Raw genomic sequence first — 25,197 nt, 5'->3', positions numbered from 1 at the left:
CATAATATAAATTATGGTTCAAAAGCGTTAGTATATATTTGATAATCAATTTGTTAACTCTAATTCTTTTAGCATGTTTAACGTTGGTTTAATAGATTCGTTAAAGGTTCGCGTAAAGCTTGAGAAAGTAAAAATTCTCGATAAACGTTTGATTACGGACTACATAGCGTATTATCCGGATATTGAAACGTTGGATAATGATGGTAACGAACAACAAAAATTAGGTGATAATTTTCGTAAAGCTGAACCTTTTACAAAGATTATTAACGGTATTACGTATCGTTTTTACATTAAAGCGTTTATAGATGCTAGAAAATTGGCGCATGAATATGTTGTTTTTCAAATTTCTGCAAAAATGCTTAAGGAAAAGTATTTTGAAGGAATTTCCGCAGATAATTACAGAACTATTATTGATGATATAAATAGTTTTGGCGTGCTTTACATCTCACGTCATGACTTTTTAGAGGGTCTTGTCTCTGATATTGATATTTGCATCAATCAACTTATTGATTTAAAAAGCTTGAAAACTGCTTTTAGTTTAATCATGCACAATCCAAATTCTGGAAAAAAACCTTTACTACATCATATATCGCACTCAGATTCTTTAAAGAAAACGTATAATCTTGGTTTAGACTTTAATAAGCGTGAAAAAGCAACAAATACAACTCCATATTGTAAAATTTATCATAAAGGCTTTGAATTACTATCAAAAAGTATCGCCTTTTATAAGGCTTATCTTGAGCCGATGAAAGCTAGTGTAATTGATAATCTTGTGAGATACGAGTTTACAATAAAAGCGCATAAGCATAAAGAATTTTTGTGTAAACAAGGATTTAAAGCTGATTTCAAAACTTTTTATGATCTATTAAAAGCGCGTCAGGATGATCTAACAAAAATCGCTAAAAGCGGAATTCCTCATTATATAGAATCAAAAGTAAAATCAAAAGTAAATGCAGAGTTAAGTCCTATGGATGTTGCAATGCAGTTTTATATCGAAAACTTAATAAAATTAGGCTTTGATCAGGAAAAACTTTTGGGTTTTACTTATTTGATTGATTGCCCTGTGTCAAGATCTCGAACAAAATCTAAAGCAAAAAAGCTTATTGATGATCTAACAAATCGTGATAAAAATTTAACCATTCAAATACAAAATAATGAACGCAGTAATAAATTTCTGCAAAATCTTGGTGTTAACCTTTAAAACTAAAAATTATGAATATTGATTTAAGAAACATTTCATCTGAATTTGAAAGTCAAGTAAACAAAATTAAAAGAGAATTTGATATTAATACTAATTCAAAAGCTGTTGAGTATTCTGTCGTAAACTACCTTGATAAGTTGGAAGAAATAAAAAAACTGAAAGAAGAATTATCTCAAACCAAGCATAGTTTGGCACATTATGAAAGAAGATTGGATAATTTGAAAGATCTATTTAGTTGGATTATGCAAGAATAACGTTAAACGTTGTTCCGGATCTTTTCTGCAGCTGACTAAAATAACGTTAAAAGGTTTTCCGGATCTGCTTTTCCAGGAATAAAAATAACGTGATTCATAATAAAACTTATGTAAATTAATTTTAATTAACCAAATTCTTACAAAAATGAATGATATTTTGATATGTATAATTTGTGTTTTAATCGGCTTAATTGTCGGTCTTAAGATTTCCCAAAATCCCGACTAATGATAGTCGGGATTCAATTAACATTTTTGTTAAATCGCTAAACCAAAAACTATGATGAAAAACTGTGAAAATTGTATGTCTTTTGATAACTCGAAATTCTTACATAAACGCCAAACTAAAGATGCCGGCTTATGTACAAAGTTTACCGAAGTCACTTTTAAAAATGATTCCTGTAAATTTTATTTGCCAAAGCAGAATTTGACTGAAAAGGAAATTTTTGCGCCTGTCGTAGACACCCGTAAAACAACACTTAGACAATTAGACTTATTTCAATAACAAAGGAGGGTTGCACCCCTCCTCTATTCAACCCAAAATCTTATAACATGGAACAATTACAAGTAGTTACAGCCAAAGAATTGGCAACATTAATGGGCGTTCACGTCAACACCGCCAAAAGTTTTATATCAGATATAAAACAGGAATACGATATTTCAGTGGTCTTAAAATGTCATGTTTATTCTTATTTCAAAGTTAATGCCAAAAAAGCACAATAAAGCACAAATAAGACCAAAAGTAAATAAACCTCGATTTTCGGGGTTTTTTTATATCCAATTTTGATTTGTAATCATTTAATAATTAAAAAAAAATACAAATGGAAATTTACAACGGTACAGGTAAAACAACGACTGGTACAATTTTGCTAACTAAAAGTATTTCGACGATCATTGTTGCTTCGTCATTGGAATATGCGGGTTTGACAAATGAGACTATTCGTGTAGAAGTTGAGCGCGCGAACGGCTCTAACTTTGAGATTACAAAAGGTTCTATGAACTTAAAAGATTTCATTTTAGCAAACACCTATGGAGAGGACGCTATTATTAGTGATTCTGTTCGTGATCTTGGTTTAATTGCTGTCTGCGAGATCTGCAACGAGGGGTCTATTCACTTGTTTGAAAAAGATGTAATTAAAATTACATTAAACAACCTTGATGCTACTAAAACGTACATCTTGAACGGTATTGAGGAACCGGAAACAAGCACTCAAATTTTTTCTTTTGAACACAAATCAATGAGTTCTGAGGATACAAACAAAGATTTCAATGTGTTTGGTTATGATATCATGATCTTGGATAAATCCAGCACTATTGAGGAGATCAACTACACATTCGCAAATGGTCAGGTAGTAAAATACAGCCTTTACGAATTGGAAGCAATGAGCAAAAGTACAGATCCTGTAGCGTATGTGAAGAAAAACGCTTCTGTACTAAGTGCTTTCCCTGACAAAATACAGTTGCCTTTATTGGCCGTATCTAATGTAAATATTAGAAAAGCACAAGGTTCTGTAATCAATTTAATCTTAAGAAATCATTTGTAATTATGGGGTTTTTCAAAAAGATTGGCAAGGCCATTAAAAAAAACGTTTCGTTCAAAAATCTCGTAAAAGTGGCTACTCCAATTATGGGGGCTATTCCATTCGTAGGGGGAACTTTGCAAAATGTTTCAGAGGGGCTACAAGCTTCTCATCAGGCTAAAAAAGATGCCGAAAATGCACAAAATGAATACGATAGACAAGTTGCCGAAGCTAAAGCACAACAGTTGCAACAGCAGACATTAACATATGCAGGATCTTCTGTAGGTGCTATTGCCGGTGCTGGTGCAGGAATGTTATCGAAGTCAATTGCGGAAGGTGCTTATGATGGTGCATCAACAGGGTTTAAACAAGGTTTAGGGACTGTTGGCGCTGAAGTTGCAGATTCTACGATAATGGCTTGGTTTAAAAAGCATTGGAAACATCTTTTATTGGCTGTAGCTGCACTAGGTGCAATTTATCTAATCAGAAAGAACAATCAGAATAATTCTGGTCGTAAGCGTGTCTCAGGAAGAAGATAGCAAAAGAAAGTATTATCGTCTCTACGGTTTGATTTTCCTGATAGACACGGTAATACTTCTCTTAAAAAAGTTAGGCGATTTAATCGTAATTATAAAACAACTAATACATTAAGCAATGGCACAAACGTATTATAAAGGTAGTGATGGTAATTTTTACCCAGTACAAAATCAGAGACAAAATAATAATTCTCAGTCTCAACAGCAACAGCAAACGTATAAAAAAAGCGGAGCAGTTTACAGCCGTATCAGAAATGGAAATTTTGAAGGTAATACGATCGTAAATGCTTGGAGAAAAACCCGATTAGGTTTAATGAAAGCTACGGTTGCACCTTATGCAGGTCAAGGCAATAAAGGTCTTGAGATTGTAAATTCTCAGGGTAAGTCCGGTAACCAAGAAAAGGAGTATCAAAAAATGATCTGTACGATCACTAATGATACAGTCGGATCAAATCAAACTTATCATGTTTTGATGAATGTTAAAACTCAGGTAATTGTAATAAAGGAACTTGGTTTGTGTATCACTCCTAATGGTAGCGGTGTTACGAAAAGCGGTAAGCGCGTTACAGGTTATTTTGGGAGAAATTACAGAAAGTAATGCTTCGGGCTTTATCAAAATTACTGCCTTTGATTATTCATGAAATAGCCGAGGTAATTATTGAAAAAATAAAAGAGCGCAGAGAGCGCAAAGAAGTCGAACAATTAAAAAAACAAGAGGATGAAAAGTCTTAGTACAATTACAAACGTTCTTAAAATTATTGTAAAATATGGTGCGTTTATCGCAGTAGCCGTAAAAGTCGTTCAATATGCACACGATGAATTTGCGAAGCTTGCAGAGGATAAAGAGCCGAAAAAAATCGAAAAAGATGTCGAAGTCGTTTCTGAATAATCACAGCGTAAGAGGTCTGCGAAATAATAATCCGGGCAATCTAATCAGAACAAATAATGCGTGGCAGGGGAAAATCCCTTATTCGCAAAGTACTGATGAAAAATTCGAACAATTTGAAAATGTTCATTTTGGTATTAGAGCAATGCTTAAAGACTTGATAAATGACATTAATAAAGGTAAAAACACAGTCAAATCTTTAATTTCAGAATATGCACCGAGAACTGAGAACAATACAGATGCTTATATTGCGTCTGTGGCTAATACACTGGGGGTCTCTCCTACTCAAAGGCTTACGGAAATTAATTCCGCCTTTCTTCTTAAGCTATCGCGAGCAATACTTAAAGTTGAGCTCGGAAAGGCACATACTGAAGTAAAAGATTCTGATATCGCTAAAGCGTTAACCATGCTTGGTGATGTATCAACAGCAAAACTAAAAGTCACAATTGACAAATTTTTATTAGCAAAGCAGTACATAATCCCTGCTTTAATAACAATCGGGCTTTTTTTTTATTCATACGTAACAATAACAATTTAAAAAATCAAAGAAAATGGAGAAATTGAAAGAATTTTGGCAGAATAACACTAAGGCGATTTTGATCGTTGCAGGCGGGCTATTAGCTTATTTCATTTACACAAAAATTAAACAAAATCAGAAATAATGAGAAATACTAGGAACAATAAACCTAGCTTCTTAAATACCGCAATAATCCCGTTCTTTAAGAAGTACGGGATTTTTTTAATCGTTCTTTTCCTTGTATTTCCGTACGCTTACAAGTATTTAAAAAGGACTATTGCAAGTGTCAGAGACACTAATTTAGAAGCTGAGAAAATCGAAAATGCAAATCAAAATGCAAAGGCAGATCCTGTACTAACAAAACAGAAAGTTCAGGATATCAAAAAGAAATATCCTACTATCAATCAGAAAACTATTGATGCTATTACGGCTTCTGCTTTTAAGATTGCAAAGGCATTCGGTACAAATGTTGACGACAATCATGTTCTTCTGGGCGGTTCGATTGATCTTTATAATATTAGCGCTTGGACTGAGGATGAAAAGACAGCAATGTCTGTGCTTAAAAAGCATATTGGTACGTTTCCGATTTTAGAGGAGATTTATTATAAGACTGCTACAAAATCGAAGAATCTTCGCAATGATATTTTGAAGTATCTTTCTAAGTCTCAATATGATGAAATGGCACGTTTTTACAAATCAAAAGGCTATAATTGGCTTTAATTTTAAATAAATAATTTATGTATACATTATACTACTTAAATAGAAATTATCAGTTAGGAACGATCAAAGCAAGCACTTTAGATGCTCCTATTTTGATTCCGGAAGATCTTGTTTTTTGCAATCTTCGTAAAGGCATAAATTTTATTAAAGAACCTCATAAATGTATTGATTTTACTGATATTGAGCGTTTAATAATATCATCAGAGTTTACCGATACGGAACTTTTAAAAGATTATGATTTTCGTAAACAGAATACTTATCTAAATCCTTTATGTGAGATTGATACAAGTGCTCCTTTAGTGTTAGATAGAATGTTTACAAGTTGGTGTGAGTGGTTCTATCCTGCGGGTGTACAGGTGTATTGGTCTCCTACAGAAAATGGCACTTACACTCTAATTCCTGCTTTTACACCAATCCAAAGATTTTATAATAGAGCAGATATACCACCTGATACCCGTTATTGGGTTAAGTTATATGATCCGGATAGAGAGTTATTTAGTAATGCTTTGGAGCATTATCCGGCTGAATAAAAAAAGTTCTCCCCTCTCCCACTCGGGTAGGGGAGGATTTACAAACTAAAAAATTAACATTTTAAATAAGAATAATATGTATATTTGCTCAAACTTCTGCAAGATGTAAAATGACTAGTGGAATAGTCTCTTGCTGATAAAATCATACATAGCATGTCTAAAAAACTAAAAAACGGCTTACTTAAAGTCACTTTTTCGCATATACTTGCGAACGGCACTAACTCGTGTTGGTTCAAATTTAAAGAAGCTTCTTTACAATATCTCTGCTATTATTGGAGAAGTAAAGAAGCTTTTCGTTATTTAAAAATCTATCAAAAATTAGATGATGGTTCTTGTGGTCCAAAAATCGGATATATTACAAGAGATAAAGCAGAACTAAATTTCTAGGTTAAATTATTAATTCGTTAACTGGCGTAGCCTAACCCGCTCGAACGTATAACGTTAAAATGACAACCGGATCTTTTTCCAGGAACAACCTTTTAACGTTAAAATTAATAAAGATCCTGGATCTGGAGTATAAAAAATAACGTCAAAACAAACATTAACCCATAAAAAAAAGAGCCTCAAACGGTAGTGGAATACCTTGGCTCTTATTGATAAAATCATATGACAAAGATAAAAAACACTTCCGAAAAAACAAGCTTTTCATACTATAAATTATAGTTCAAATAGTATACGGCAAATAATCGCTAATTGTGTGGTTTTTAAAGCCTTTCTTGGTTTTCTTATCAATTGCTCTGTCCTCGTTAACGATAACTTATTTCTGAATATTACAAACATGTAGAAACTAAAATTTCAATATTCTACCATTGTCCCGTTTGCTGAGATTCTCATAAAATATTATTTTGGAAATTACTTTTCAAATACGGCAAAATTCTATTCAACTATTCGACAAGATTATCAGCTAAATTTCCAAATTCTATAAAACTTAATTTATAGCCTATGATGCGTCCTTTAAAAAATATCATAATAATTCCTGTTTGCTGAGATTCTCGTAAAAAATTATTTTACAATATATTTTTCAAATACGGCAAAATTTAATTCATAATGATCAACAACATTATCAACTAATAATTCATCCGGATAAATTTGGTATTTTCCAGGATTTTATCCAGCGCAAAAAAAATTGTCTTGAACTTTCTATAATATTGTTGATCTGGAAATTCTAACTTTATCCATTATGTATTCTTATTGTGTTTCGATTTTTCTATTAATTCATTAAATTTCATTTACTATTTGCATATAGATCAGAAATTCTAGCACCATAATAATCTATATTTCTATTTTACATAATACCAATCTCTTCTACTTCATAATACTGAAAAAGAATGATTTAGAAATTAATTTATTGTATAATTACACCTTTAAAACCCTTTAAATTAAAATGATTGACAGATTGGAGAAACTAATTCGAGAGAAATAATATTAGTATTTTTCCTTTTGCGCAATTATCTTTAAACACATAGAGACATAGATTCTATACCTCTAAAAGGGTATAATAGAAACATGTTTCTAACACATAGTCTCTGTGTGTTAGAAACAAGTGACACGCATTTTTTGAAACATAAAGTCTATGTTTCTATGTAGTAAATGGTTCTACTCGTACAACTTAGTTAGAACCGTTTCTTTTGGAACTAAATCATCTCCGCCTCTTTTTGAGAATTGTAGAACATCATCCTTTGCAAATAAAACTGCACCTGCAGAACCGTCTTTGCCTTTAATAGTAATTTGAGCTTTTTCGCCAAGCGCGTATACATTACCCGTAACTTCCATAACACCGCTGACAAATTTCTGATTGTCGCTTGTAATCTCAGCCGTTCCGAATATTTTATTATTGGATTGTGCCATATTAATTTTCAGGACATATTCTTTGCTGCAGGTTTTACAATTTTCGGTGCTCCAGGTTCCGGTAAATCGGTTGGTTTGTGAATATGACGCTATAGAAATAATCAGTGAGAGGAATAGAAAAAATTTCTTCATTTTGATTTAAAAGTATTTGTAATTCAATCAGCTTCAAATATAAAACAAAAAAGCATTCACCGTAGCGAATGCTTCTGTTTGATTTAATTTTTTAGTCTAAAATCTATTGTTTTAGTTCTGTTTTATCTTTTTAATGTAAACTGGTTTACCGTTTAGCGATACGCTAATTTCATTATTTTTTTCATTGAAAGTAGTTCGCAATGCATTTCCTTTAAAAATGGTTACATCTCCGTAAACTTTTCCGGTTTCATCGGAAACATATTCAAACAGCAATTTTTTGTTATCCGGCTCAAGTCCGATTTTGTAGCTTGAAAATTTTGAAGTTGTCAAATCAAACTCCTGATGCGTGTCAATAATATTGCCGTCTGCATAGAAATTAGTAACAGTTTTGTTTAAAGTAATGTCCGGGTAATATTTGTTTACTTTTTGCAGTAATGCGTACTGCTCTACATTTGCCTCTTCTTTTTTGGACGTAATGGTTTGTGCAAATGAAATTGTGGTAAAAATAAGCGCGAATACTAAAATGTAATTTTTCATAATTTTTGATTTTAAGATTAGTGTTAATAATACTTTTTTATAGTTCAATTAATGCGTAACCTAATCAAACGCTTTATTAAAAAACGTTTAAATTACACTACAAGATAGGAAATCTTTACCTTTGCAAAAAATGAAAAGCAATTTTTTAAGAAAATGACAACAAAAAAATACATTACCCTTATTCTTATTTTAGGTTCTTTAACAGCTCTCGGCCCTTTTTCCATAGACATGTATCTGCCTGGTTTCTCAGATATAGCAAAGGATTTGCATACTACAGTAGCAAAAGTGTCTATGAGTTTATCCAGTTATTTTATCGGGATTTCAGCAGGACAATTATTATATGGACCGTTATTGGATCGTTTTGGCCGAAAAAAACCTTTATTTGTAGGTCTGATGGTTTATATTCTGGCTTCTTTGGGATGTATTTATGTCACTAATATTGATTCGTTTATCCTTTTACGATTTGTTCAGGCCATTGGTAGTTGCGCTGCTACAGTAGCTTCTGTAGCAATGGTTCGTGATTTGTTTCCTGTAAAAGATATTCCAAAAGTATTCTCGTTATTGATGCTTGTTGTTGGGCTTTCGCCGATGCTGGCACCAACCATTGGAGGTTATGTTACAGAAGATTATGGATGGCATACCGTATTTTTTATCCTGATGTGTATGGGAATTGCTATATTGATTGCGTCACAGGTTGGTTTGCCAAATACTTATAAACCTGATACTTCGATATCATTAAAGCCAAAACCGATTATTACTAATTTTATCAGCGTTTTTAAAGAACCTCAGTTTTATACCTACGCATTTACAGGAGCGATCGCTTTCTCGGGCTTATTTTCGTACGTTGCGGCCTCACCTATCATTTTTATGGATATTTACCACGTTGATGCTAAGACTTACGGTTGGATTTTCGCTTTTATGTCGTTAAGTTTTATTGGTTCAAGTCAGTTAAACTCAGTATTATTAAAAAAATATTCTAGTGAACAGATGATTTTTGGAGCATTAATTTCGCAGTCTGTTATTAGTATTATTTTTCTAATCTTAGCTTTAAATGATCTTTTGGGATTGTATCAAACTATCGGAATGTTATTCTTATTTCTGGCTTGTCTGGGAATTTCGAATCCTAATACTGCGGGACTTACTCTGGCTCCATTTGCTAAAAATACAGGAAGTGCTTCAGCATTAATGGGAGCTATCCAACTTGGTATTGGAGCTTTGGCTTCTTTTGCTGTTGGAGTATTCGTTAAAGATTCTGTAGCGCCAATGGTGGCTATTATGGCTACCACTACTATTACGGCTTTTGTCTTTTTAAATATCAGTAAACGTTCTATCAGACAAAAGGTAGAATTGTCTGCGGAAGATGATATCTTAGTAAGTCACTAATATTAAATTTCAATTTTTAAATTCCAAATTCCAATGAATCTGGAGTATTTAATTGAGCATAAAAAAGCCAGAATTATTAAATTCTGGCTTTTTGTATTTTTCTCCTTGTATTTTGGAACTTAAAAATTAAGATTTATCTATTCTTTATTATCTCTTATCCGGTCTGATAATCATTCTTAGAGACTGATCTTTTGCGAAATAAGCAATCATCCAGTTCCAAAAAGTGTTCAATCGGTTTCTGTAGGTAATCAAAGACATTAAGTGCACAAATAACCAAATGAACCAGGCAAAAAAGCCTTTAAAATGCCACTTTGGACTTGGTAAATCTACTACGGCTTTCTTTTTACCAATAATGGCCATAGAACCTTTATCGTGATACATAAACGCTTTTAAAGGTTTGTTATGTACCATTGCTTTAAAGTTCTTTGCCAGATTGAGTCCTTGCTGAATCGCTACCTGAGCTACTTGCGGATGTCCGTCAGGGAAATTTTTATCACCTTCCAAAATTGCGGTATCTCCAATAGCATAAACATTTGTCAAACCGTTTACTTTATTGTATTGATCTGTTGCCATACGTTTTCCACGTCCATAACTTTCTGTTGGGATTCCTTCAAAAGTTTTGGCAGAAACTCCGGCCGCCCAGATCAGGTTTTTGGTTTTAATCGTTTCACCATTTGCAAAATGAACGGTATCGTCAACATAATCCACAACACGTGTTTGAAGTTTTACAACAACACCAAGTTTGGTAAGTGCCTCAAGGGTATCTTCCTGCGAAGCTGTACTCATAGGCGAGAGGAGCGCATCCCCCCCATCGACTAAATAAATATTACTGGCAGACGTTTCCAGTTCCGGATATTCTTTCAATAGAATACTTTTACGCATTTCAGCAAACATTCCAGATACTTCTACCCCTGTAGGGCCTCCCCCTGCTACAACAATCGTTAGCAGTTTGCGTCTTTTGCGAATATCTTTGGTAATTGCTGCCTTTTCAAGGTTCTTAAGCAATGCATTACGCATTTCGATGGCATCGTTTAGCGTTTTCATCGGAATGGCATTTTTCATCACGTTTTCCATTCCAAAATAACTCGTTTCGGCACCGGTTGCAAAAACCAAATGATCGTATGTTAATTCTCCATTGTTCAGGATAATTTTATTTTCGGACGGAACCACAGAAAGCAGTTCTCCTAAACGAAACTGAAGATTCTTTTTGCCTGCAAAGAATTTTCTAAACGGATAACTGATACTTGAGGGCTCTAAAAAAGCGGTTGCAACCTGATATATAAGTGGTGGAAAAAAGTTATAATTGTTCTTGTCTACAAGGGTTACCTGTATCTGAGGATGGTTAACAAGTTCTTTTGCAAGATTGATTCCTGCAAAACCACCTCCTATGATGACTATCTTCATATATGCTGTATATTAACTGGGATTATAATAAAAATACCTTATAAATATACAACATAAATTAGCAAAGTTAATCGGCTACAATATTACTTTTTGAATTTTTTAACAGGTTTTTCAGTCACTTCAACTTTGTTCTGTAAAACGTAATTGGCCATTAATTTTTCAATTAATTCATCCTTAGTCAGATGATGGAAAACAGTCTTTACCTTCGTTTTCAGATCGGCTGACATCTCATGATTGGGCTTTGTTTTGAAAATTTGTTTCGCCCATAAAAGCATATTATTTTCTTCAAGACTTACAGCCGACGGTTTTTGGAATTTAGTAAATTTAATTCCTAATTCTGCTTCAAATTCCGGAATTTCTACGACTTCTTCCTCCTGCAAAACGGTTAATGAAAGTCCCTTTGCTCCTGCTCTTGCGGTTCTTCCACTTCGATGAACGTAGTTTTCATAAGTATCCGGCAAATGATAATTTACCACATAAGAAATTTCTTTTACGTCAATTCCTCTGGCTGCCAAATCTGTCGCTACTAATATATTGATATGACCTTCACGAAATTGTTCCATAATTCTGTCACGTATTCCTTGTGTCAAACTACCGTGAAGTGCACCCGAAGAAAAACGATTGATCGCCAGGTTTTTGGCCAATTTATTGACTGCTGCCTTGGTTTTACAAAAAATAATACCGCGCTCGCCCTCTTTTGAATTCAGGAAATGCATTAAAACATCTAGTTTTTCAATTGGATCTACTACAATATATTCGTGATCAATTCCTTGATTACCTGCAGTTTCCATGTTTGCACTAACCTGAACTACATTTTTATTCAAATAATTCTGAATCAGCTGTTTGATGGTTCCCGGCAAAGTAGCAGAGAACAATAAAGTGCGGTGTTTTTTAGGAAGTTCAGCTACAATTTCATCTAAACTTTCTTTAAGAATTGAAACCATTTCATCAGCTTCATCCAGTACTAAATAAGAGGTTTGTTTTAAATCAATCGCTTTGCGCTGAATTAAATCAATTAAACGTCCCGGCGTTGCTACCACTATATGTGTAGGCTGTGTTAATCGTTCAATTTGCGGTTTTATTGGAATTCCTCCGCAAGTCGAAGCAATCGAAATATTCGGAATATGTTTTCCGAAATCCTCTAAATTTCTAAAGATTTGCTGTCCAAGTTCTCTTGTTGGAACTAAAATGACAGCCTGAACAACAGGAGACTCAGTATCCACTAATTGCAATAAAGGCAATCCGAAAGCCGCAGTTTTACCGGTTCCTGTTTTGGCTAAACCAACTACATCCTGAGTCTCAGCCAGAAGTAACGGAATTGTTTTTTGTTGAATTTCTGTTGGTTCAACAATATTCAATTCGCCTAATGCTTTTAAAATTGGTGCTGAAATACCTAATGATGAGAATGGTTTAGACATAATTTTTATTTTAGAGTTCTGATTTCAGATTTTAGATTTTAGATTCCTGCCACAGATTACTCAGATTAAAATGATTTTTTTTTAGAACCTTGGTTCTTGATTTTGTCATTTCGACGAAGGAGAAATCACATCCAAATATTTGACAAACTTTGTTTAATACTAGTGCGATTTCTCCTTCGTCGAAATGACAGATTGTGGAGCCTTCGCTTCACTAAACCCCAAACCCGAAACAAAATCTCTCTATTCGTCCGGCTCGTTCATGATTTTTTCACGATACTTTTTACCGATTAACAATGTCAGATTCTTTTTATAATCGTCAAGAAGCCATTCGCGGTAGTTTTTACTACACTGACTCAAACATTTTGCAAAACGTTTGATGCGGCATTCTATATCATCATCAAGTTCTTTTCCTAATGCTTTTGCTTCCTGTAAGGTTTCTGTATTGTCTACACACATTGATGCATGCTGCTCTAATGATTTATCCAGAACTACTTTTGAACGTAAATTTTGTTTGATAATCAATTTATGTTCTTCATCAACATCAAAAGTTACATCGGCTGTTTTACTAAATTTAGCACGTAATTCCGGTGGCATACTGTATTTAAAGTACATTTCAATCTCAGTATCATCACGCAGATTTTCCAAATAAAATTCAGGCGATTTAAAGATGTGCTGCCAGTTTACCGGCTCACTCCATAAACCAAAACGTGCTGCATTGTTTCCAAGATCAATTACTGTAAACTCATCTTTCCCTGGTAATTTACGGGATCCACGACCAATCATCTGATAATAAAGTGTTAATGACTTAGTCGCTCTGTTCAAAATAATCGTTTCAACCGTAGGTTCATCAAAACCTGTGGTTAAGATTCCCACAGAAGTCAGAATGGCATCAGGTGTTTTTTTGAACCATTGTAAAATATCCTTACGCTCTTCTGAACTGCTGGTATTATCAAGATGTCTGATATCGTATCCTGCTTCTCTAAACGTTTCATAAACATAAAGTGAAGTATGAATACCATTATTAAAAATCAAAGTCTTTTTTCCTAATGAACGCTCCGTATAGGCATGAAGTAATTTTTCCTGCATCATACTATTAGAGTATAAATCATCTGATGATTTTACAGTATAATCTCCATTAATCCCCACTTTAAGCGAAGTTAATCCCACATCATAACTATACGTAGTTGCGCGTGCCAAAAATCCCTTGTCAATCAATGAACTGATAGTATCTCCCACGATTAGTTCGTGGTAACTCTGATTCATTGGTAATTTTATATTCGAACTCAAAGGAGTTGCTGTTACTCCAAGAATAAAAGCATTTTTGAATGAGTTTAGTAATTTTCGGAAGGAGTTGTAATGCGCCTCATCAATAATAACCAAACCAATGTTGTCTAAATGTAACTTTTCGTCATTGATACGGTTTTTCAAAGTCTCGACCATGGCTACAAAACAAGAGAAATCGTTTTGATCCGGTAGTTCTTTTACTTTACTGTTAATGATTTTATTAGAAACACCAAACCCTTTTAGCATTTTTGAGGTTTGCTTACAAAGTTCGATACGGTGTGTCAAGACCACCACTTTTTTATCATTATTAGCTAAATAACGACGAACGATTTCGGAAAAAATTACTGTTTTTCCACCACCTGTAGGTAATTGATATAATAAATGATGTTTCGGAGGAGCGTTATCTAAACGATCAAAAATGGCATCAATATCGCCTTTTTGATATGCATAAAGTTCTTTTTTCTCTTCTCTTTCTATTTCTAAAGTGTTTTGAGACATTGTTTATTTTTGGATTTTTGCAAAAATACATCGAAAAAACAGTTTTTCACTTTATTTTAACCTAAAATAAATGTTTTTTTTAAATAAGATTTTTTATGAGAATCGATTTATTAGTCGATTTTCTCTAAAATTGCCTCAAAATCGTACCTATTTATCCATTTTTGTTGAAGAGTTTCTTGTTGGATACTGATGATTCTTTCTTTAAAATGAGGTAAAATTCCATTAGAAATCGAAAAATTCACTGCTTGTTCGAATGAATTGAAGATACTTTTGCAGAATAATTCCTGTTTCACCGGATTTTGCGAGGAATAAGTTTGTGCAATTTCTATATTGTAAAGCATGATATCAGCAATCACAAAAGGATCAACTCCTAACAGAATAAAATGTTTGATATATTTCTGCGCTACTGAACGTCGCAATTTTGCTTTCGGACGTTTCCTGGTTCCTGGTTTTTTGATCGGAAAATATTCGTGTGAAATCTTCACTTTACATTCCTGTAATAACTTATCTTCTTTAGGGTTAAAGACAAAATCGTAGTACACTTTTACAGGGCTAAACTTTTCATACAATTCGACAATCTGCTCTTCGAGCTGTTCCTTATCTAATTCGGCAAGGTATTTTTTTAAATCGCGTTTACTCATTATCAAAGTTTAAGATTACAAAAGTAAATTACTTTCAGGATTCATACCGCAAAAACCAACGATAATACTTAATTTTGCTGGTATTAAATTCAAAAATCAGAATATGCTCAAGATTTTCAAAGTTACTGCAATTTTAGAGGGAATCTCTTATTTAGTATTGTTTACCAATATGCTTTTCATCAAAACCAATAATCCTGAACTTTATCATACCTTATTACGTCCGTTAGGAATGACACATGGCGTTTTATTTATAGGATATGTATTATTGGCTATTTTACTTAAAAAACCTCAAAACTGGGATTTTAAAACTTTTGCAATTATACAGATCGCGTCACTTATTCCGTTTGGAACTTTTTATATAGAGAAAAAATACCTGGAGAATAATGCCTAGACTTCTGGATAAAATATTCAACTTTTTATACCCTATTTTCAGAGATTGGGGCATGAGCCGTAATATTGCGTCTTATGTGAGTCTGGTCTTTAATATTGCCATCATGGTAATACTGGCTTATGCCATTTATTATTTTGCAAAATTTGTTTTGGTTACGCTCACCGCCATTTTTGCGCAGCGCACCAAAACAAAATTTGACGATTACCTGATTCACAATAAAACCACAAAGTATACCGCTTATTTAATTCCATTTTTCTTTATTTACAAGGCTGTTCCAATTATTCTGGACAAATATGAATACTGGGAGTCTGTTTTTGGAAAAATAGTGGGCGTCTACATCGTTTTGCTGGGATTATGGATTACCCGCACCATTTTTAATGCTTTACGTGATTATTTAAAGCAAAAACCGGAATACAGCGACAAACCAATCGACAGCTTTGTTCAGGTTATTATGATTGTGCTTTGGATTTTTGGAGTTGCCATTATTATTTCGAAGTTATTTGGAATTAAACAAGGCGAATTGCTAACTATCTTAGGGACACTTTCTGCAATTATTATCTTAATTTTCAGAGATACTATCCTTGGGTTTGTTTCCAGTGTTCAGGTGGCGATCAACGATATGGTTCGTATTGGTGACTGGATTACGATGGATAAATTCGGAGCTGATGGTGATGTAATCGAGATTAACCTTACAACGGTTAAGGTTCGAAATTTTGATAACACAATTACTACAATTCCAACCTATGCTTTGAGTTCCGATTCTTTTCAGAATTGGCGCGGTATGCAGAAATCTGACGGCCGACGCATTAAAAGGCACGTTTTAATTAAAAGCAGCAGTATTCGCTTTCTGAATGACGAAGATTTGAATCAGATGAAAAAAGTGCAATTGATTTCTTCTTATATCGAAACCAGACAAGCCGAAATCGACAAATACAATGAGGTGCGCGGAGTAGATAAAACTTTAGCGCTTAATGGCCGAAACATGACTAATTTAGGGTTGTTTCGCAAATACATCATGCAATATTTAGTTACACATCCCGGTTTAAACAAAGACATGCACATGATGTGCCGTCAGTTACAATCGACTGCGAATGGAGTACCTTTAGAAATTTATGCTTTTTCGAGCGATAAACGCTGGGCCAATTACGAGTATATTATGTCGGATATTTTTGATCACGTAATGGCTTCTGTAGAATATTTCGATCTTGAGATATTTGAACTGCCGTCGAAGATTGAGGTATTCGACAGGTAAATTTTTAGTTTTCAGTCTCGGTTTTCAGTCACAGTACTTAGTTTCAGTCTCAGTTTTCAGTACCAGTGTTCAGTCTCGGTATAGAACTGAAAACTGAGACTGAGACTGAAAACTACTCCTTAACTTTTTCAAAAACAAACTCTGAATTCTCATACTCAATGGGTACTTCAGGCATATAAAGAGGAAGGTTAAAATAAGTTCCTATTACTCCTTTTCCTAAGAACAGTTTATTGTCTTTTTGTAGTAAAGCTAAAGGAACTCTCTTCCAACTTCCGCCATTAGAGATAAAATGATAATCACCTCTTAGTGTATCTCCTTTTATATCCCCTCTTACATCTCCGGAATCTTTGCCTATTTTATGGTAGAATATTTCATAACGTCCAAAAAACCTCTTATTGTTTATTTGAATATCTAAAACTGCTGTATCACCTTGATGAATCGCATGATAAACGGCATGTTTGTACTCTTCTTTGTTTTCTTTTGAATTACAGGATATCAGTGCAAGAGCCAATAAAGAAGCGAATATAAAACTTTTGGTCATTTTTAAGGTTTTAAAATGCAAATTCACTTCCGATCATATTCAGAATTTTAAATAATATGAAATTGCATAATATTTAGTTTAAATAGAAAAAATCGTATTGGATTTTTTTCTAAATTTAAAGAAAAAACATGGAAGCAAGAGACACTTTTTTAAAAGAATTCAGAGGCGAAACTTTAGGAACCATAAGTGCTCAATCTTCTGCGGATGAGTTGTTTCAGAATCAAACGATTAGGCCTATTTTAAAACTTCAGAACGATTTATTTGTTGCAGTTTTCATCAACTACGTCAATAAAAATAAAGCTGATTTTTACTCGTACACAGTAGAAAAGAAACTCCAAACCATTGAAAACTCTATCCAGAAAGACATAAAGTTTCGAAATTCTTTAAAAGGAATTGTAATGGCACTTTTTACATTGGAAGAATATGAGACTTATATTCAAAACTCTTCCAGCCTGAACAAACGAATGATGAATTTATTAATTGACCGATTGAAAAGTCAGGTACAACTGTTTGAACTGGAATCGAAGTCGAAATAGAATTTAAATAAAAATAGAATTTGACCTATAAAAACAAATCCGCCAGGTTTTTGAAACCTGGCGGATTTAAATAAATTACTATTTCAAACTCCAAAATAAAAAAGACTAACGGGTTTCATAACCTGTTAGCCTTTTTATACTCCACCTTTTGGGTGAAACTCTCAAAAAAATGTTTTACACTTATAAAACAAAATCTTGTAAACGACGATTCTATCCGTTTAAAATCAATCGTAACTGTTGTTGTTTTTATTCCTCAGACAACATTAATTCTTTAATGTATTTTACCGGAGCACTTCCAAAACTCAAGAATTTCTCATGAAACTTCTTCAAGTTGAATTTATCTCCTTCTTTCTTTTTCAATTCTTCTCTTAAATTGTAGATCTCTGTGTATCCTGTAAAATAAGAGCACAATTGTACTTGTGATAAAGTAACACGCTTCCATTTTCCGTCAGCCTCGGCCTGCTGTTGAAAAGCTTCTTTCGTTAATAAATCCAAAGCTGCTTCTTTAGACATGTTTTTAGTATGTACACTAATATCCAAAATGGTGTTGCAAGTCGCTCTTAAATTCCATTTGTAGTACATTAACCACATCTCATCGGAGTTTTTATATCCGCTTTCCAACATCATTTTCTCTGCATAAACAGCCCAGCCTTCTACCATAGCGCCATTTCCTAAAATAGATTTAATGATACTTGGTGATTGATTACTGTAAACCAATTGAGTATAATGACCCGGAACTGCTTCGTGAATGTTTAAAATCTGAAGGATATAATCGTTGTATTCACGTAAGTAACTTTCTGCATTTTCGGCCGTCCAGCCTGACATGCTTCCTACATTGTAATAGGTATTGGCATTTTTATCATAAGGTCCCGGAGCTGAAATAGAAGCTCCTGCCACTCCTGCCATATACGCCGGTTCTTTACGAACTACAAGTGGTTTTGAAGGATCGATATACAATAAATCTTTTGCTTTAACATAAGCCGTTAATTCCGGAATTTGTTTTTCAATTTCAGACTGGAATTTTTCCGGTGTCGTGTGCTGCAAAGAGATTTTATCAATTACTTGTTTGATTAAATCCAGTTTGTCAGCAGGTTTTGGTTCGTTTCCTTTGTACTTTTTCCAAAGTTTATCAGCCAAAACAAACATTTTTTCGTGTAAATCTTTCTTGTGATCTACAGCCACTTTAAAGATTTCCTCTGCTGTATAACTTGATTGAATATCAAAATTGAACTTTTTAGCAAACAACTCCGATCCAAGTCTGAAAGAACGTGGTGCTTTGTTGTCTAGCTTCTTTAACCAATCAGCATAATCTGTAACTGCTTTTTTAGCAACTTTTGCCTTATCAAGCATTTCTTTTTTCTCGGCAGCTGTTAATTTACTTTTTTCCAGAGCTGCAGCCAAATCAACGTCAAAAACGGTAGCACCTCCCAAATTTTGAGCTATAGCAAGTTCTGTATGTTCAACTGTTGGATTTTTAATATTCTTTTTAGCCGCTTCATAAAATGCGGGAACATTATTCATTTTAGCGTTGAAAGCACGTAAACGAACTTCCAATGAGTCGTATTTACCATTTAAGATTTCGGCGAAAGCCCCACAAACATTATATTCAGAAGGATTCCACTGAGAAGATTTTACTTCTTTAATACTAAAAACAGTAGCTTCCAATTGATTTTTTATCATTTGAAAATCAGTCTTATTGTTATCCGACAAATCTTCAAGTTTGAATTGTTTTAAAGAATCCAATTCAGAATTAACAAAATCAAGTTGTCTTTTTTCCTCAGCAGCATCCGGAACAACCAGAACACTGTCCAGTTTATGATAACCAACAGCTGAAGCCCAGCCCGGGTTAATCTTCCATAAATCAGTAACAAAACGATCCTTATAAGCGTCGAATTTTGTGTCTAATGCTTTGTCGCCCTCAGACTTCCCATTCTTGTTACAGGAAAAAAGTACCGTGATTGCAAAAATTGAAACAAACAGTTTTTTCATAAGTTATATTTTTTATGGTTTAAAGATAAAAAAAATGTTCTTTATGCAAAACTGTTTGTTATTTGTAATTAATATTTCAATAATTCTAATAAAACATCTTCAAATCGATTTTTAGCTAAAAACTGATCCTCCAATGCTTTGGTAAACGGAATAGGCGAATCTAAGCTGGCAACTCTTTTTACAGGACCGTCTAAATATTCAAAGCATTCTTCCATAATCAGGGCCGAAATATCACTCGCAATACCTCCAAACAAAGTATCTTCCTGATAAATGATTACTTTTCCTGTCTTTTTAACCGAATTAAAAATAGTTTCGGTATCCAAAGGCTGTAACGTTCTTAAATCGATTAAATCTGCTTTTATTTCAGGATTTTTATTCAGCGTTTCTAATGCCCAATGAACTGTAGCTCCAAAAGCAATAATAGTAACAGAGTTCCCCTCTTTCAGTAAAGCTGCTTTTCCTAATGGAATAGTATAATAATCAACAGGGACATCCTGATAAACGCTGCGATACAATTGTTTATGTTCGAAAAACAATACCGGATTCGGATCATTTATAGAAGTATTCAATAATCCTTTTGCATCATAAGGAAAGGCCGGATAAACGACTTTCAGTCCCGGAGTTTTGGTAAACCATGCTTCATTGGTCTGCGAATGAAAAGGTCCTGCCTGAGTTCCACCGCCACATGGCATTCGTACCACCACATCAGCTTTTTCACCCCAACGGTAATGTGATTTGGCCAGCAAATTTACAATCGGGTTAAAACCGGTAGAAACAAAATCGGCAAACTGCATTTCAACAATAGCTTTGCAACCATTAATCGACAGTCCCATTCCGGCTGAAACAACTGCACTCTCACAAATTGGAGTATTACGTACACGCTCTTTCCCAAACAACTTCACAAATCCATCTGTAATTTTAAAAGCTCCACCGTACTCGGCAATATCCTGTCCCATTATCACCAGATTCTCATGCCGCTCCATTGACTGCTTTAAGCTGCTGCTAATGGCATCAATAAATCTAATATTTGTTACTTCTGAATTAGCTTTAACCTCTTCATAAATAACCGGTTTATACACATCATTTAATTCATCGCTATAATTTGGAACAATTTCCGGCTCTGCATTTGCCACAGCCCAATTTTCATCAATTTCCTGTTTAAGAGTGCTGTGCAATTGCTCGTCAAATTCAGTCGTCAGAACACCGGTTTCTGTCAAATATTTTTTGTAATTCGCTACCGGATCTTTGGCTGCCCATTCGTCCATTAACTCCTGCGGAACATATTTCGTACCACTCGCCTCTTCATGACCACGCATTCTGAAAGTCTTAAACTCCAGTAAAACCGGATGCGGATCTTTCTGCATTTCTTCTTTCAGCTGTGCTAGTTTATTGTAGATTTCCAATATATTATTTCCATCAATAATATGACTTTCAATACCATAACCTATACCTTTATCGGCCAGATTTTCGCAAAAATATTGCTCGTTTGTTGGGGTAGATAATCCGTAACCGTTGTTTTCAATTACAAACATCACAGGCAGTTTCCACACGGCAGCTATGTTTAGCGCTTCGTGAAAATCACCTTCACTGGTAGCGCCTTCACCTGTAAAAACAGCTGTTATTTTATTCTCATTTTTAAGTTTATGCGCCAGTGCGATACCGTCTGCTATTCCTAGCTGCGGACCCAAATGCGAAATCATACCTATAATATTGTATTCCTGAGTACCAAAGTGAAAACTGCGGTCCCTTCCTTTTGTAAAACCATTGGCTTTTCCTTGCCATTGTGAGAATAAACGATGCAATGGAATATTTCTACTGGTAAAAACGCCCAGATTTCGATGCATTGGCAACACATATTCCGAGTCATCTAAAATAGAGGTTACCCCTACTGCGATGGCCTCTTGCCCTATTCCGGAGAACCATTTGGAAACTTTTCCCTGACGAATTAAGATGAGCATCTTTTCTTCGATTAATCGGGGTTTGAGAATTTTTTTATATAAGTCTAATAATTGAGTGTCAGTTAGGTCCTGTCTGTAAAAGATCATTAGCGGTTAGTTTTTAGTATTTCAAATATAGAAAAATATAACAATTTTATAGCTTTTTGTTAGAAAATTTTAATTTTAGTATAACTTTTAAAATTGAATTCTAAAATATTCTCTACCTTTGTTACTGAAAGGTTTTACAACGCCTTTTATCTTTAAATAAAAATGTAAAGTATGCAAAACATTCCTAGTGTAGACTTACGTGATTTCCTTTCGGACGACCCGAAACGTAAACAAAAATTTGTAAATGAAATCGGCAGTGCATTTGAAAACATTGGCTTCGTAGCCCTAAAAGGTCACTTTTTAGATGATCAATTGGTAGACGAGCTTTATAGCGAAATTAGAAAATTTTTCGCTTTGCCAATAGAAACTAAGCATAATTATGAAATTCCCGGTATTGGCGGACAAAGAGGTTATGTATCTTTTGGAAAAGAACATGCTAAAGGACGCAAAGAGGGAGATTTAAAAGAATTCTGGCATTTTGGCCAGTACGTGGATGCATCTTCTAAGTATGCAGCAGAGTATCCGGAGAACGTAAATGTAACGGAATTACCTCGTTTTAATGTTGTAGGTAAAGAAGCGTATCAAATGCTTGAAAAAACAGGTGTTTACGTATTAAGAGCCCTGGCTTTACATTTAGGCCTGGATGAGTTTTACTTCGATCAGTATGCGAAAGACGGAAACTCTATTTTAAGACCAATTCACTACCCGCCTATTACTACTGAGCCTGAAAATGCAATTCGCGCAGCTGCTCATGGTGATATCAATTTGATTACCTTATTGATGGGTGCTCAGGGTAAAGGATTACAGGTTCAGAATCACGATGGCGAATGGATTGATGCTATTGCTGAAGACGATGAATTAGTTATCAATGTTGGAGACATGTTATCAAGACATACCAACAACAGGTTAAAATCAACTATTCACCAGGTAGTTAACCCGCCAAGAGAATTATGGGGAACCTCTCGTTATTCTATTCCGTTTTTTATGCATCCGGTAAGCGATATGAAGCTGGATTGTTTGGAAAACTGTATTGATGCCGAGAATCCTAAAAAATTCGAAGATATTACAGCTGGAGATTATTTATACGAACGCTTGGTAGATTTAGGTTTAATCAAGAAATAAGCCTAAATTAGATTCCAAAATTTAAAAATTCCAAATCCCAGACTCATCATTGGGATTTGGAATTTGATTTTTACATACTATCTTTAATTAGCATTTATTTTTTAGCATAAAAAATTATGGACTTACAAGATCAATTAAAAAATTTATTTCCGGATCATGTCGAATCTAATGAACCTGAAGAGATTCAGGAACAAGATCATGTTCTTTACATCCAAAAGGAACCCATGATTTGCAAATTCGAAAAACGAAAAGGAAAAGCCACCACCATAATCGAAGGCTACGAGGGATCAGACGAAGATTTTAAAGTATTAGCCAAAGAAATCAAAACCAAACTTAGCGTTGGCGGAACTTTTAAAGATGCCTCTATAATCATTCAGGGAGATTATCGGGATAAAATTATGGAAATCCTTAAAGCTAACGGATTTAAAACTAAAAGAGTTGGAGGGTAATCATTTTAGATTGCAGATTGCAGATTTTTGATTTAAAAAATTTAACCGCAACGTACGCTAAAAATTTATAATTATAGCCCTTGAATAAAAACGCAAAGATCGCAAAGCTTTGACTGAAAAAATTCTAGATTTCTGATTTTAGAATTTTCAAAAGATCTCAGAACCTTAGAACCTTTGCTGCTTTGCACCTTAAAAAAACTTATACCCTTAAAAAAAATGATACAAAATTCAGAATTAATACTTAATCCGGACGGGAGTGTTTACCATTTAAACCTTCGTCCTGAACATATTGCACACGATATTATTTTCGTAGGAGATCAAAACAGAGTAGAAAAAATCACTCAGTTTTTTGATTCTATTGAATATTCCACACAAAAAAGAGAATTTAAGACCCAAACCGGAATTTATAAAGGAAAAAGAATATCGGTAATGTCAACGGGAATTGGTCCTGACAATATTGATATCGTGATAAACGAACTTGATGCTTTGGTAAACATCGATTTTGAAACACGTCAGCCAAAAGAAAACCTGACTTCATTGAATATCATCCGAATTGGAACTTCAGGATCTTTACAAACCGATATTCCGGTAGACAGTTTTGTGATGTCTAAATACGGATTGGGACTTGACAACATGCTTCGTTCTTACTTAATTGATGAAGTTTCGAATGCTGATATCGAAGAAGCTTTTATCAAGCATACGAACTGGGATGCCAGAAAAGGAAAGCCTTATGCAATTGCCTGTTCTGAAAAATTGGAGAAAATTATCGAATCAGATAAGATGTTCAAAGGAATTACCGCTACAGCCGGAGGTTTTTACGGACCACAAGGACGTGTTTTACGTTTGGATATTCAGGATCAGGAATTGAACAATAAAATGGATAATTTTAGTTTTAATGAACAAAGAATTACTAATTTAGAGATGGAAACTGCAGCGATATACGGACTTTCTGCTCTTTTAGGACATAATGCACTTTCTTTAAACGCGATTATCGCCAATCGTGCTTCGGGAACTTTCAGCGAGGATCCATATAAAGCGGTTGATGCACTTATTGCGTATACCCTTGATAAACTGGCAGGAAAATAATTCAATACTATAATCCATTCAGAAATTAGATTATTCATGGAAAATGCTATTTTAAAGTTTGAAAAATTACTGAATGAAAATTCGACCTATTTCCCTTCTCTGAAAAGTGAAATTTTGGAAGCTAAAAATCAGGGGAAATGGTCAAAAAAAGAAGTTATCGGGCATTTGATTGATTCAGGGATTCATAATCTGGTTCGTTTTACAGAAATTAATTATCTGGAAAAACCGTATTATCACAGACCCTACAATCAAATGGATCTGGTAAATTTAAATCAGTATCAAACCATGGACATTAATGATCTTACGCAACTTTGGCTTTCTATCAACCGTCAAATTGTAAGGATCATGAAGAATGTGGATGAAAAAGCTTTAGATTATGAGATCATATTAAGCGATGCATCTGTAATTGATTTAAAGTTTCTCATGACTGATTATGTAGAACATTTGGAACATCATATTAATCAAATAAGATCCTGAAAT

Annotated in this window: 28 protein-coding genes; 19 read left to right on the top strand and 9 right to left on the bottom strand. The window is 34.1% G+C overall.

The genetic code is table 11. The features are described from left to right. Positions 1-73 precede the first annotated feature (73 nt). The 11 genes from ACAM30_RS18315 (at position 74) to ACAM30_RS18265 (ending at position 6,548) form a co-directional block, all read left to right on the top strand. Positions 74-1,201, top strand: coding sequence for a hypothetical protein (locus ACAM30_RS18315; protein ID WP_369616007.1), 1,128 nt, complete (start codon positions 74-76; stop codon positions 1,199-1,201). Positions 1,202-1,212: 11 nt separating this feature from the next. Next, the gene (locus ACAM30_RS18310) at positions 1,213-1,455 is read left to right on the top strand and encodes a hypothetical protein (RefSeq protein ID WP_369616006.1); all 243 of its coding nucleotides are present in this window, start codon (positions 1,213-1,215) and stop codon (positions 1,453-1,455) included. A 549-nt stretch (positions 1,456-2,004) separates the two neighbouring features. Further along, on the top strand, positions 2,005-2,175 hold the full coding sequence (locus ACAM30_RS18305) for a hypothetical protein (RefSeq protein WP_369616005.1): 171 nt from the start codon (positions 2,005-2,007) through the stop codon (positions 2,173-2,175). A 98-nt stretch (positions 2,176-2,273) separates the two neighbouring features. After that, a complete protein-coding gene (locus ACAM30_RS18300) occupies positions 2,274-2,996 on the top strand; it encodes a hypothetical protein (RefSeq protein WP_369616004.1) in 723 nt (240 codons plus the stop codon). 2 nt (positions 2,997-2,998) lie between these two features. Continuing rightward, positions 2,999-3,511: a hypothetical protein gene (locus ACAM30_RS18295; RefSeq protein ID WP_369616003.1), complete on the top strand. Its 513-nt coding sequence runs from the start codon at positions 2,999-3,001 to the stop codon at positions 3,509-3,511. Between the two features lie 115 nt (positions 3,512-3,626). Then, entirely contained in the window at positions 3,627-4,106 is a 480-nt protein-coding gene (locus tag ACAM30_RS18290; protein WP_369616002.1) for a hypothetical protein, read from the top strand. 120 nt (positions 4,107-4,226) lie between these two features. Beyond that, positions 4,227-4,397: a hypothetical protein gene (locus ACAM30_RS18285; RefSeq protein ID WP_369616001.1), complete on the top strand. Its 171-nt coding sequence runs from the start codon at positions 4,227-4,229 to the stop codon at positions 4,395-4,397. After that, a complete protein-coding gene (locus ACAM30_RS18280) occupies positions 4,375-4,932 on the top strand; it encodes a hypothetical protein (RefSeq protein ID WP_369616000.1) in 558 nt (185 codons plus the stop codon). Before ACAM30_RS18285 ends, ACAM30_RS18280 begins: the two co-directional genes overlap by 23 nt. 123 nt (positions 4,933-5,055) lie before the next feature. Next, positions 5,056-5,631, top strand: coding sequence for a hypothetical protein (locus tag ACAM30_RS18275; protein ID WP_369615999.1), 576 nt, complete (start codon positions 5,056-5,058; stop codon positions 5,629-5,631). A 17-nt stretch (positions 5,632-5,648) separates the two neighbouring features. Further along, on the top strand, positions 5,649-6,161 hold the full coding sequence (locus ACAM30_RS18270; RefSeq protein WP_369615998.1) for a hypothetical protein: 513 nt from the start codon (positions 5,649-5,651) through the stop codon (positions 6,159-6,161). A gap of 153 nt (positions 6,162-6,314) precedes the next feature. Beyond that, positions 6,315-6,548, top strand: coding sequence for a hypothetical protein (locus ACAM30_RS18265; protein ID WP_184166105.1), 234 nt, complete (start codon positions 6,315-6,317; stop codon positions 6,546-6,548). A 1,209-nt stretch (positions 6,549-7,757) separates the two neighbouring features. Here the strand turns inward: ACAM30_RS18265 and ACAM30_RS18260 are convergent. Together ACAM30_RS18260 and ACAM30_RS18255 are read right to left on the bottom strand one after the other, a co-directional pair. Then, complete coding sequence (locus ACAM30_RS18260; RefSeq protein ID WP_369615997.1) at positions 7,758-8,141, bottom strand: hypothetical protein; 384 nt, start codon at positions 8,139-8,141, stop codon at positions 7,758-7,760. A 111-nt stretch (positions 8,142-8,252) separates the two neighbouring features. Continuing rightward, positions 8,253-8,678 carry a hypothetical protein gene (locus tag ACAM30_RS18255; RefSeq protein ID WP_369615996.1) on the bottom strand — a complete coding sequence of 142 codons (426 nt, stop codon included), beginning with the start codon at positions 8,676-8,678 and terminating at the stop codon, positions 8,253-8,255. A gap of 153 nt (positions 8,679-8,831) precedes the next feature. Here ACAM30_RS18255 and ACAM30_RS18250 point away from each other — a divergent pair, with 153 nt between their 5' ends. Beyond that, positions 8,832-10,061, top strand: coding sequence for a multidrug effflux MFS transporter (locus ACAM30_RS18250; RefSeq protein ID WP_369615995.1), 1,230 nt, complete (start codon positions 8,832-8,834; stop codon positions 10,059-10,061). Between the two features lie 147 nt (positions 10,062-10,208). Here the strand turns inward: ACAM30_RS18250 and ACAM30_RS18245 are convergent, their stop codons facing one another. The 4 genes from ACAM30_RS18245 to ACAM30_RS18230 form a co-directional block, all read right to left on the bottom strand. Next, positions 10,209-11,465: an NAD(P)/FAD-dependent oxidoreductase gene (locus tag ACAM30_RS18245; RefSeq protein ID WP_369615994.1), complete on the bottom strand. Its 1,257-nt coding sequence runs from the start codon at positions 11,463-11,465 to the stop codon at positions 10,209-10,211. Between the two features lie 83 nt (positions 11,466-11,548). Beyond that, a complete protein-coding gene (locus tag ACAM30_RS18240; protein WP_369615993.1) occupies positions 11,549-12,883 on the bottom strand; it encodes a DEAD/DEAH box helicase in 1,335 nt (444 codons plus the stop codon). 240 nt (positions 12,884-13,123) lie between these two features. Continuing rightward, entirely contained in the window at positions 13,124-14,665 is a 1,542-nt protein-coding gene (locus tag ACAM30_RS18235; protein WP_369615992.1) for a DEAD/DEAH box helicase, read from the bottom strand. A 110-nt stretch (positions 14,666-14,775) separates the two neighbouring features. After that, a complete protein-coding gene (locus ACAM30_RS18230; protein WP_369615991.1) occupies positions 14,776-15,306 on the bottom strand; it encodes a DUF6155 family protein in 531 nt (176 codons plus the stop codon). A gap of 103 nt (positions 15,307-15,409) precedes the next feature. Between ACAM30_RS18230 and ACAM30_RS18225 the strand changes: the two genes are divergently transcribed. Together ACAM30_RS18225 and ACAM30_RS18220 are read left to right on the top strand one after the other, a co-directional pair. Beyond that, on the top strand, positions 15,410-15,697 hold the full coding sequence (locus tag ACAM30_RS18225) for a DUF3817 domain-containing protein (protein WP_369615990.1): 288 nt from the start codon (positions 15,410-15,412) through the stop codon (positions 15,695-15,697). Beyond that, positions 15,690-16,949, top strand: coding sequence for a mechanosensitive ion channel family protein (locus ACAM30_RS18220; RefSeq protein WP_369615989.1), 1,260 nt, complete (start codon positions 15,690-15,692; stop codon positions 16,947-16,949). Before ACAM30_RS18225 ends, ACAM30_RS18220 begins: the two co-directional genes overlap by 8 nt. A gap of 112 nt (positions 16,950-17,061) precedes the next feature. On the opposite strand, the gene ACAM30_RS18215 is transcribed toward ACAM30_RS18220, so the two are convergent. After that, positions 17,062-17,490, bottom strand: a complete 429-nt coding sequence (locus tag ACAM30_RS18215) for a hypothetical protein (protein ID WP_369615988.1) — start codon at positions 17,488-17,490, stop codon at positions 17,062-17,064. 128 nt (positions 17,491-17,618) lie between these two features. On the opposite strand from ACAM30_RS18215, the gene ACAM30_RS18210 reads away from it, so the two are divergent. Beyond that, positions 17,619-18,026, top strand: coding sequence for a hypothetical protein (locus tag ACAM30_RS18210; protein WP_017498289.1), 408 nt, complete (start codon positions 17,619-17,621; stop codon positions 18,024-18,026). Between the two features lie 246 nt (positions 18,027-18,272). On the opposite strand, the gene ACAM30_RS18205 is transcribed toward ACAM30_RS18210, so the two are convergent. Next, the gene (locus tag ACAM30_RS18205) at positions 18,273-20,015 is read right to left on the bottom strand and encodes a DUF885 domain-containing protein (protein WP_369615987.1); all 1,743 of its coding nucleotides are present in this window, start codon (positions 20,013-20,015) and stop codon (positions 18,273-18,275) included. 68 nt (positions 20,016-20,083) lie between these two features. Beyond that, complete coding sequence (locus ACAM30_RS18200) at positions 20,084-22,060, bottom strand: thiamine pyrophosphate-dependent enzyme (RefSeq protein WP_369615986.1); 1,977 nt, start codon at positions 22,058-22,060, stop codon at positions 20,084-20,086. Between the two features lie 171 nt (positions 22,061-22,231). Here ACAM30_RS18200 and ACAM30_RS18195 point away from each other — a divergent pair, with 171 nt between their 5' ends. From ACAM30_RS18195 to ACAM30_RS18180, 4 genes are all read left to right on the top strand, one after another. Next, the gene (locus tag ACAM30_RS18195; protein ID WP_369615985.1) at positions 22,232-23,182 is read left to right on the top strand and encodes an isopenicillin N synthase family dioxygenase; all 951 of its coding nucleotides are present in this window, start codon (positions 22,232-22,234) and stop codon (positions 23,180-23,182) included. 116 nt (positions 23,183-23,298) lie between these two features. Continuing rightward, the gene (locus ACAM30_RS18190) at positions 23,299-23,631 is read left to right on the top strand and encodes a translation initiation factor (protein WP_369615984.1); all 333 of its coding nucleotides are present in this window, start codon (positions 23,299-23,301) and stop codon (positions 23,629-23,631) included. A 216-nt stretch (positions 23,632-23,847) separates the two neighbouring features. Then, on the top strand, positions 23,848-24,717 hold the full coding sequence (locus ACAM30_RS18185) for a nucleoside phosphorylase (RefSeq protein ID WP_369615983.1): 870 nt from the start codon (positions 23,848-23,850) through the stop codon (positions 24,715-24,717). A gap of 36 nt (positions 24,718-24,753) precedes the next feature. Continuing rightward, the gene (locus ACAM30_RS18180; RefSeq protein WP_369615982.1) at positions 24,754-25,194 is read left to right on the top strand and encodes a DinB family protein; all 441 of its coding nucleotides are present in this window, start codon (positions 24,754-24,756) and stop codon (positions 25,192-25,194) included. Positions 25,195-25,197: the final 3 nt, after the last annotated feature.

It is taken from the genome of Flavobacterium sp. CFS9 (assembly GCF_041154745.1).
Taxonomy (GTDB): domain Bacteria; phylum Bacteroidota; class Bacteroidia; order Flavobacteriales; family Flavobacteriaceae; genus Flavobacterium.
This window is presented reverse-complemented; position numbering and strand designations above follow the sequence as displayed.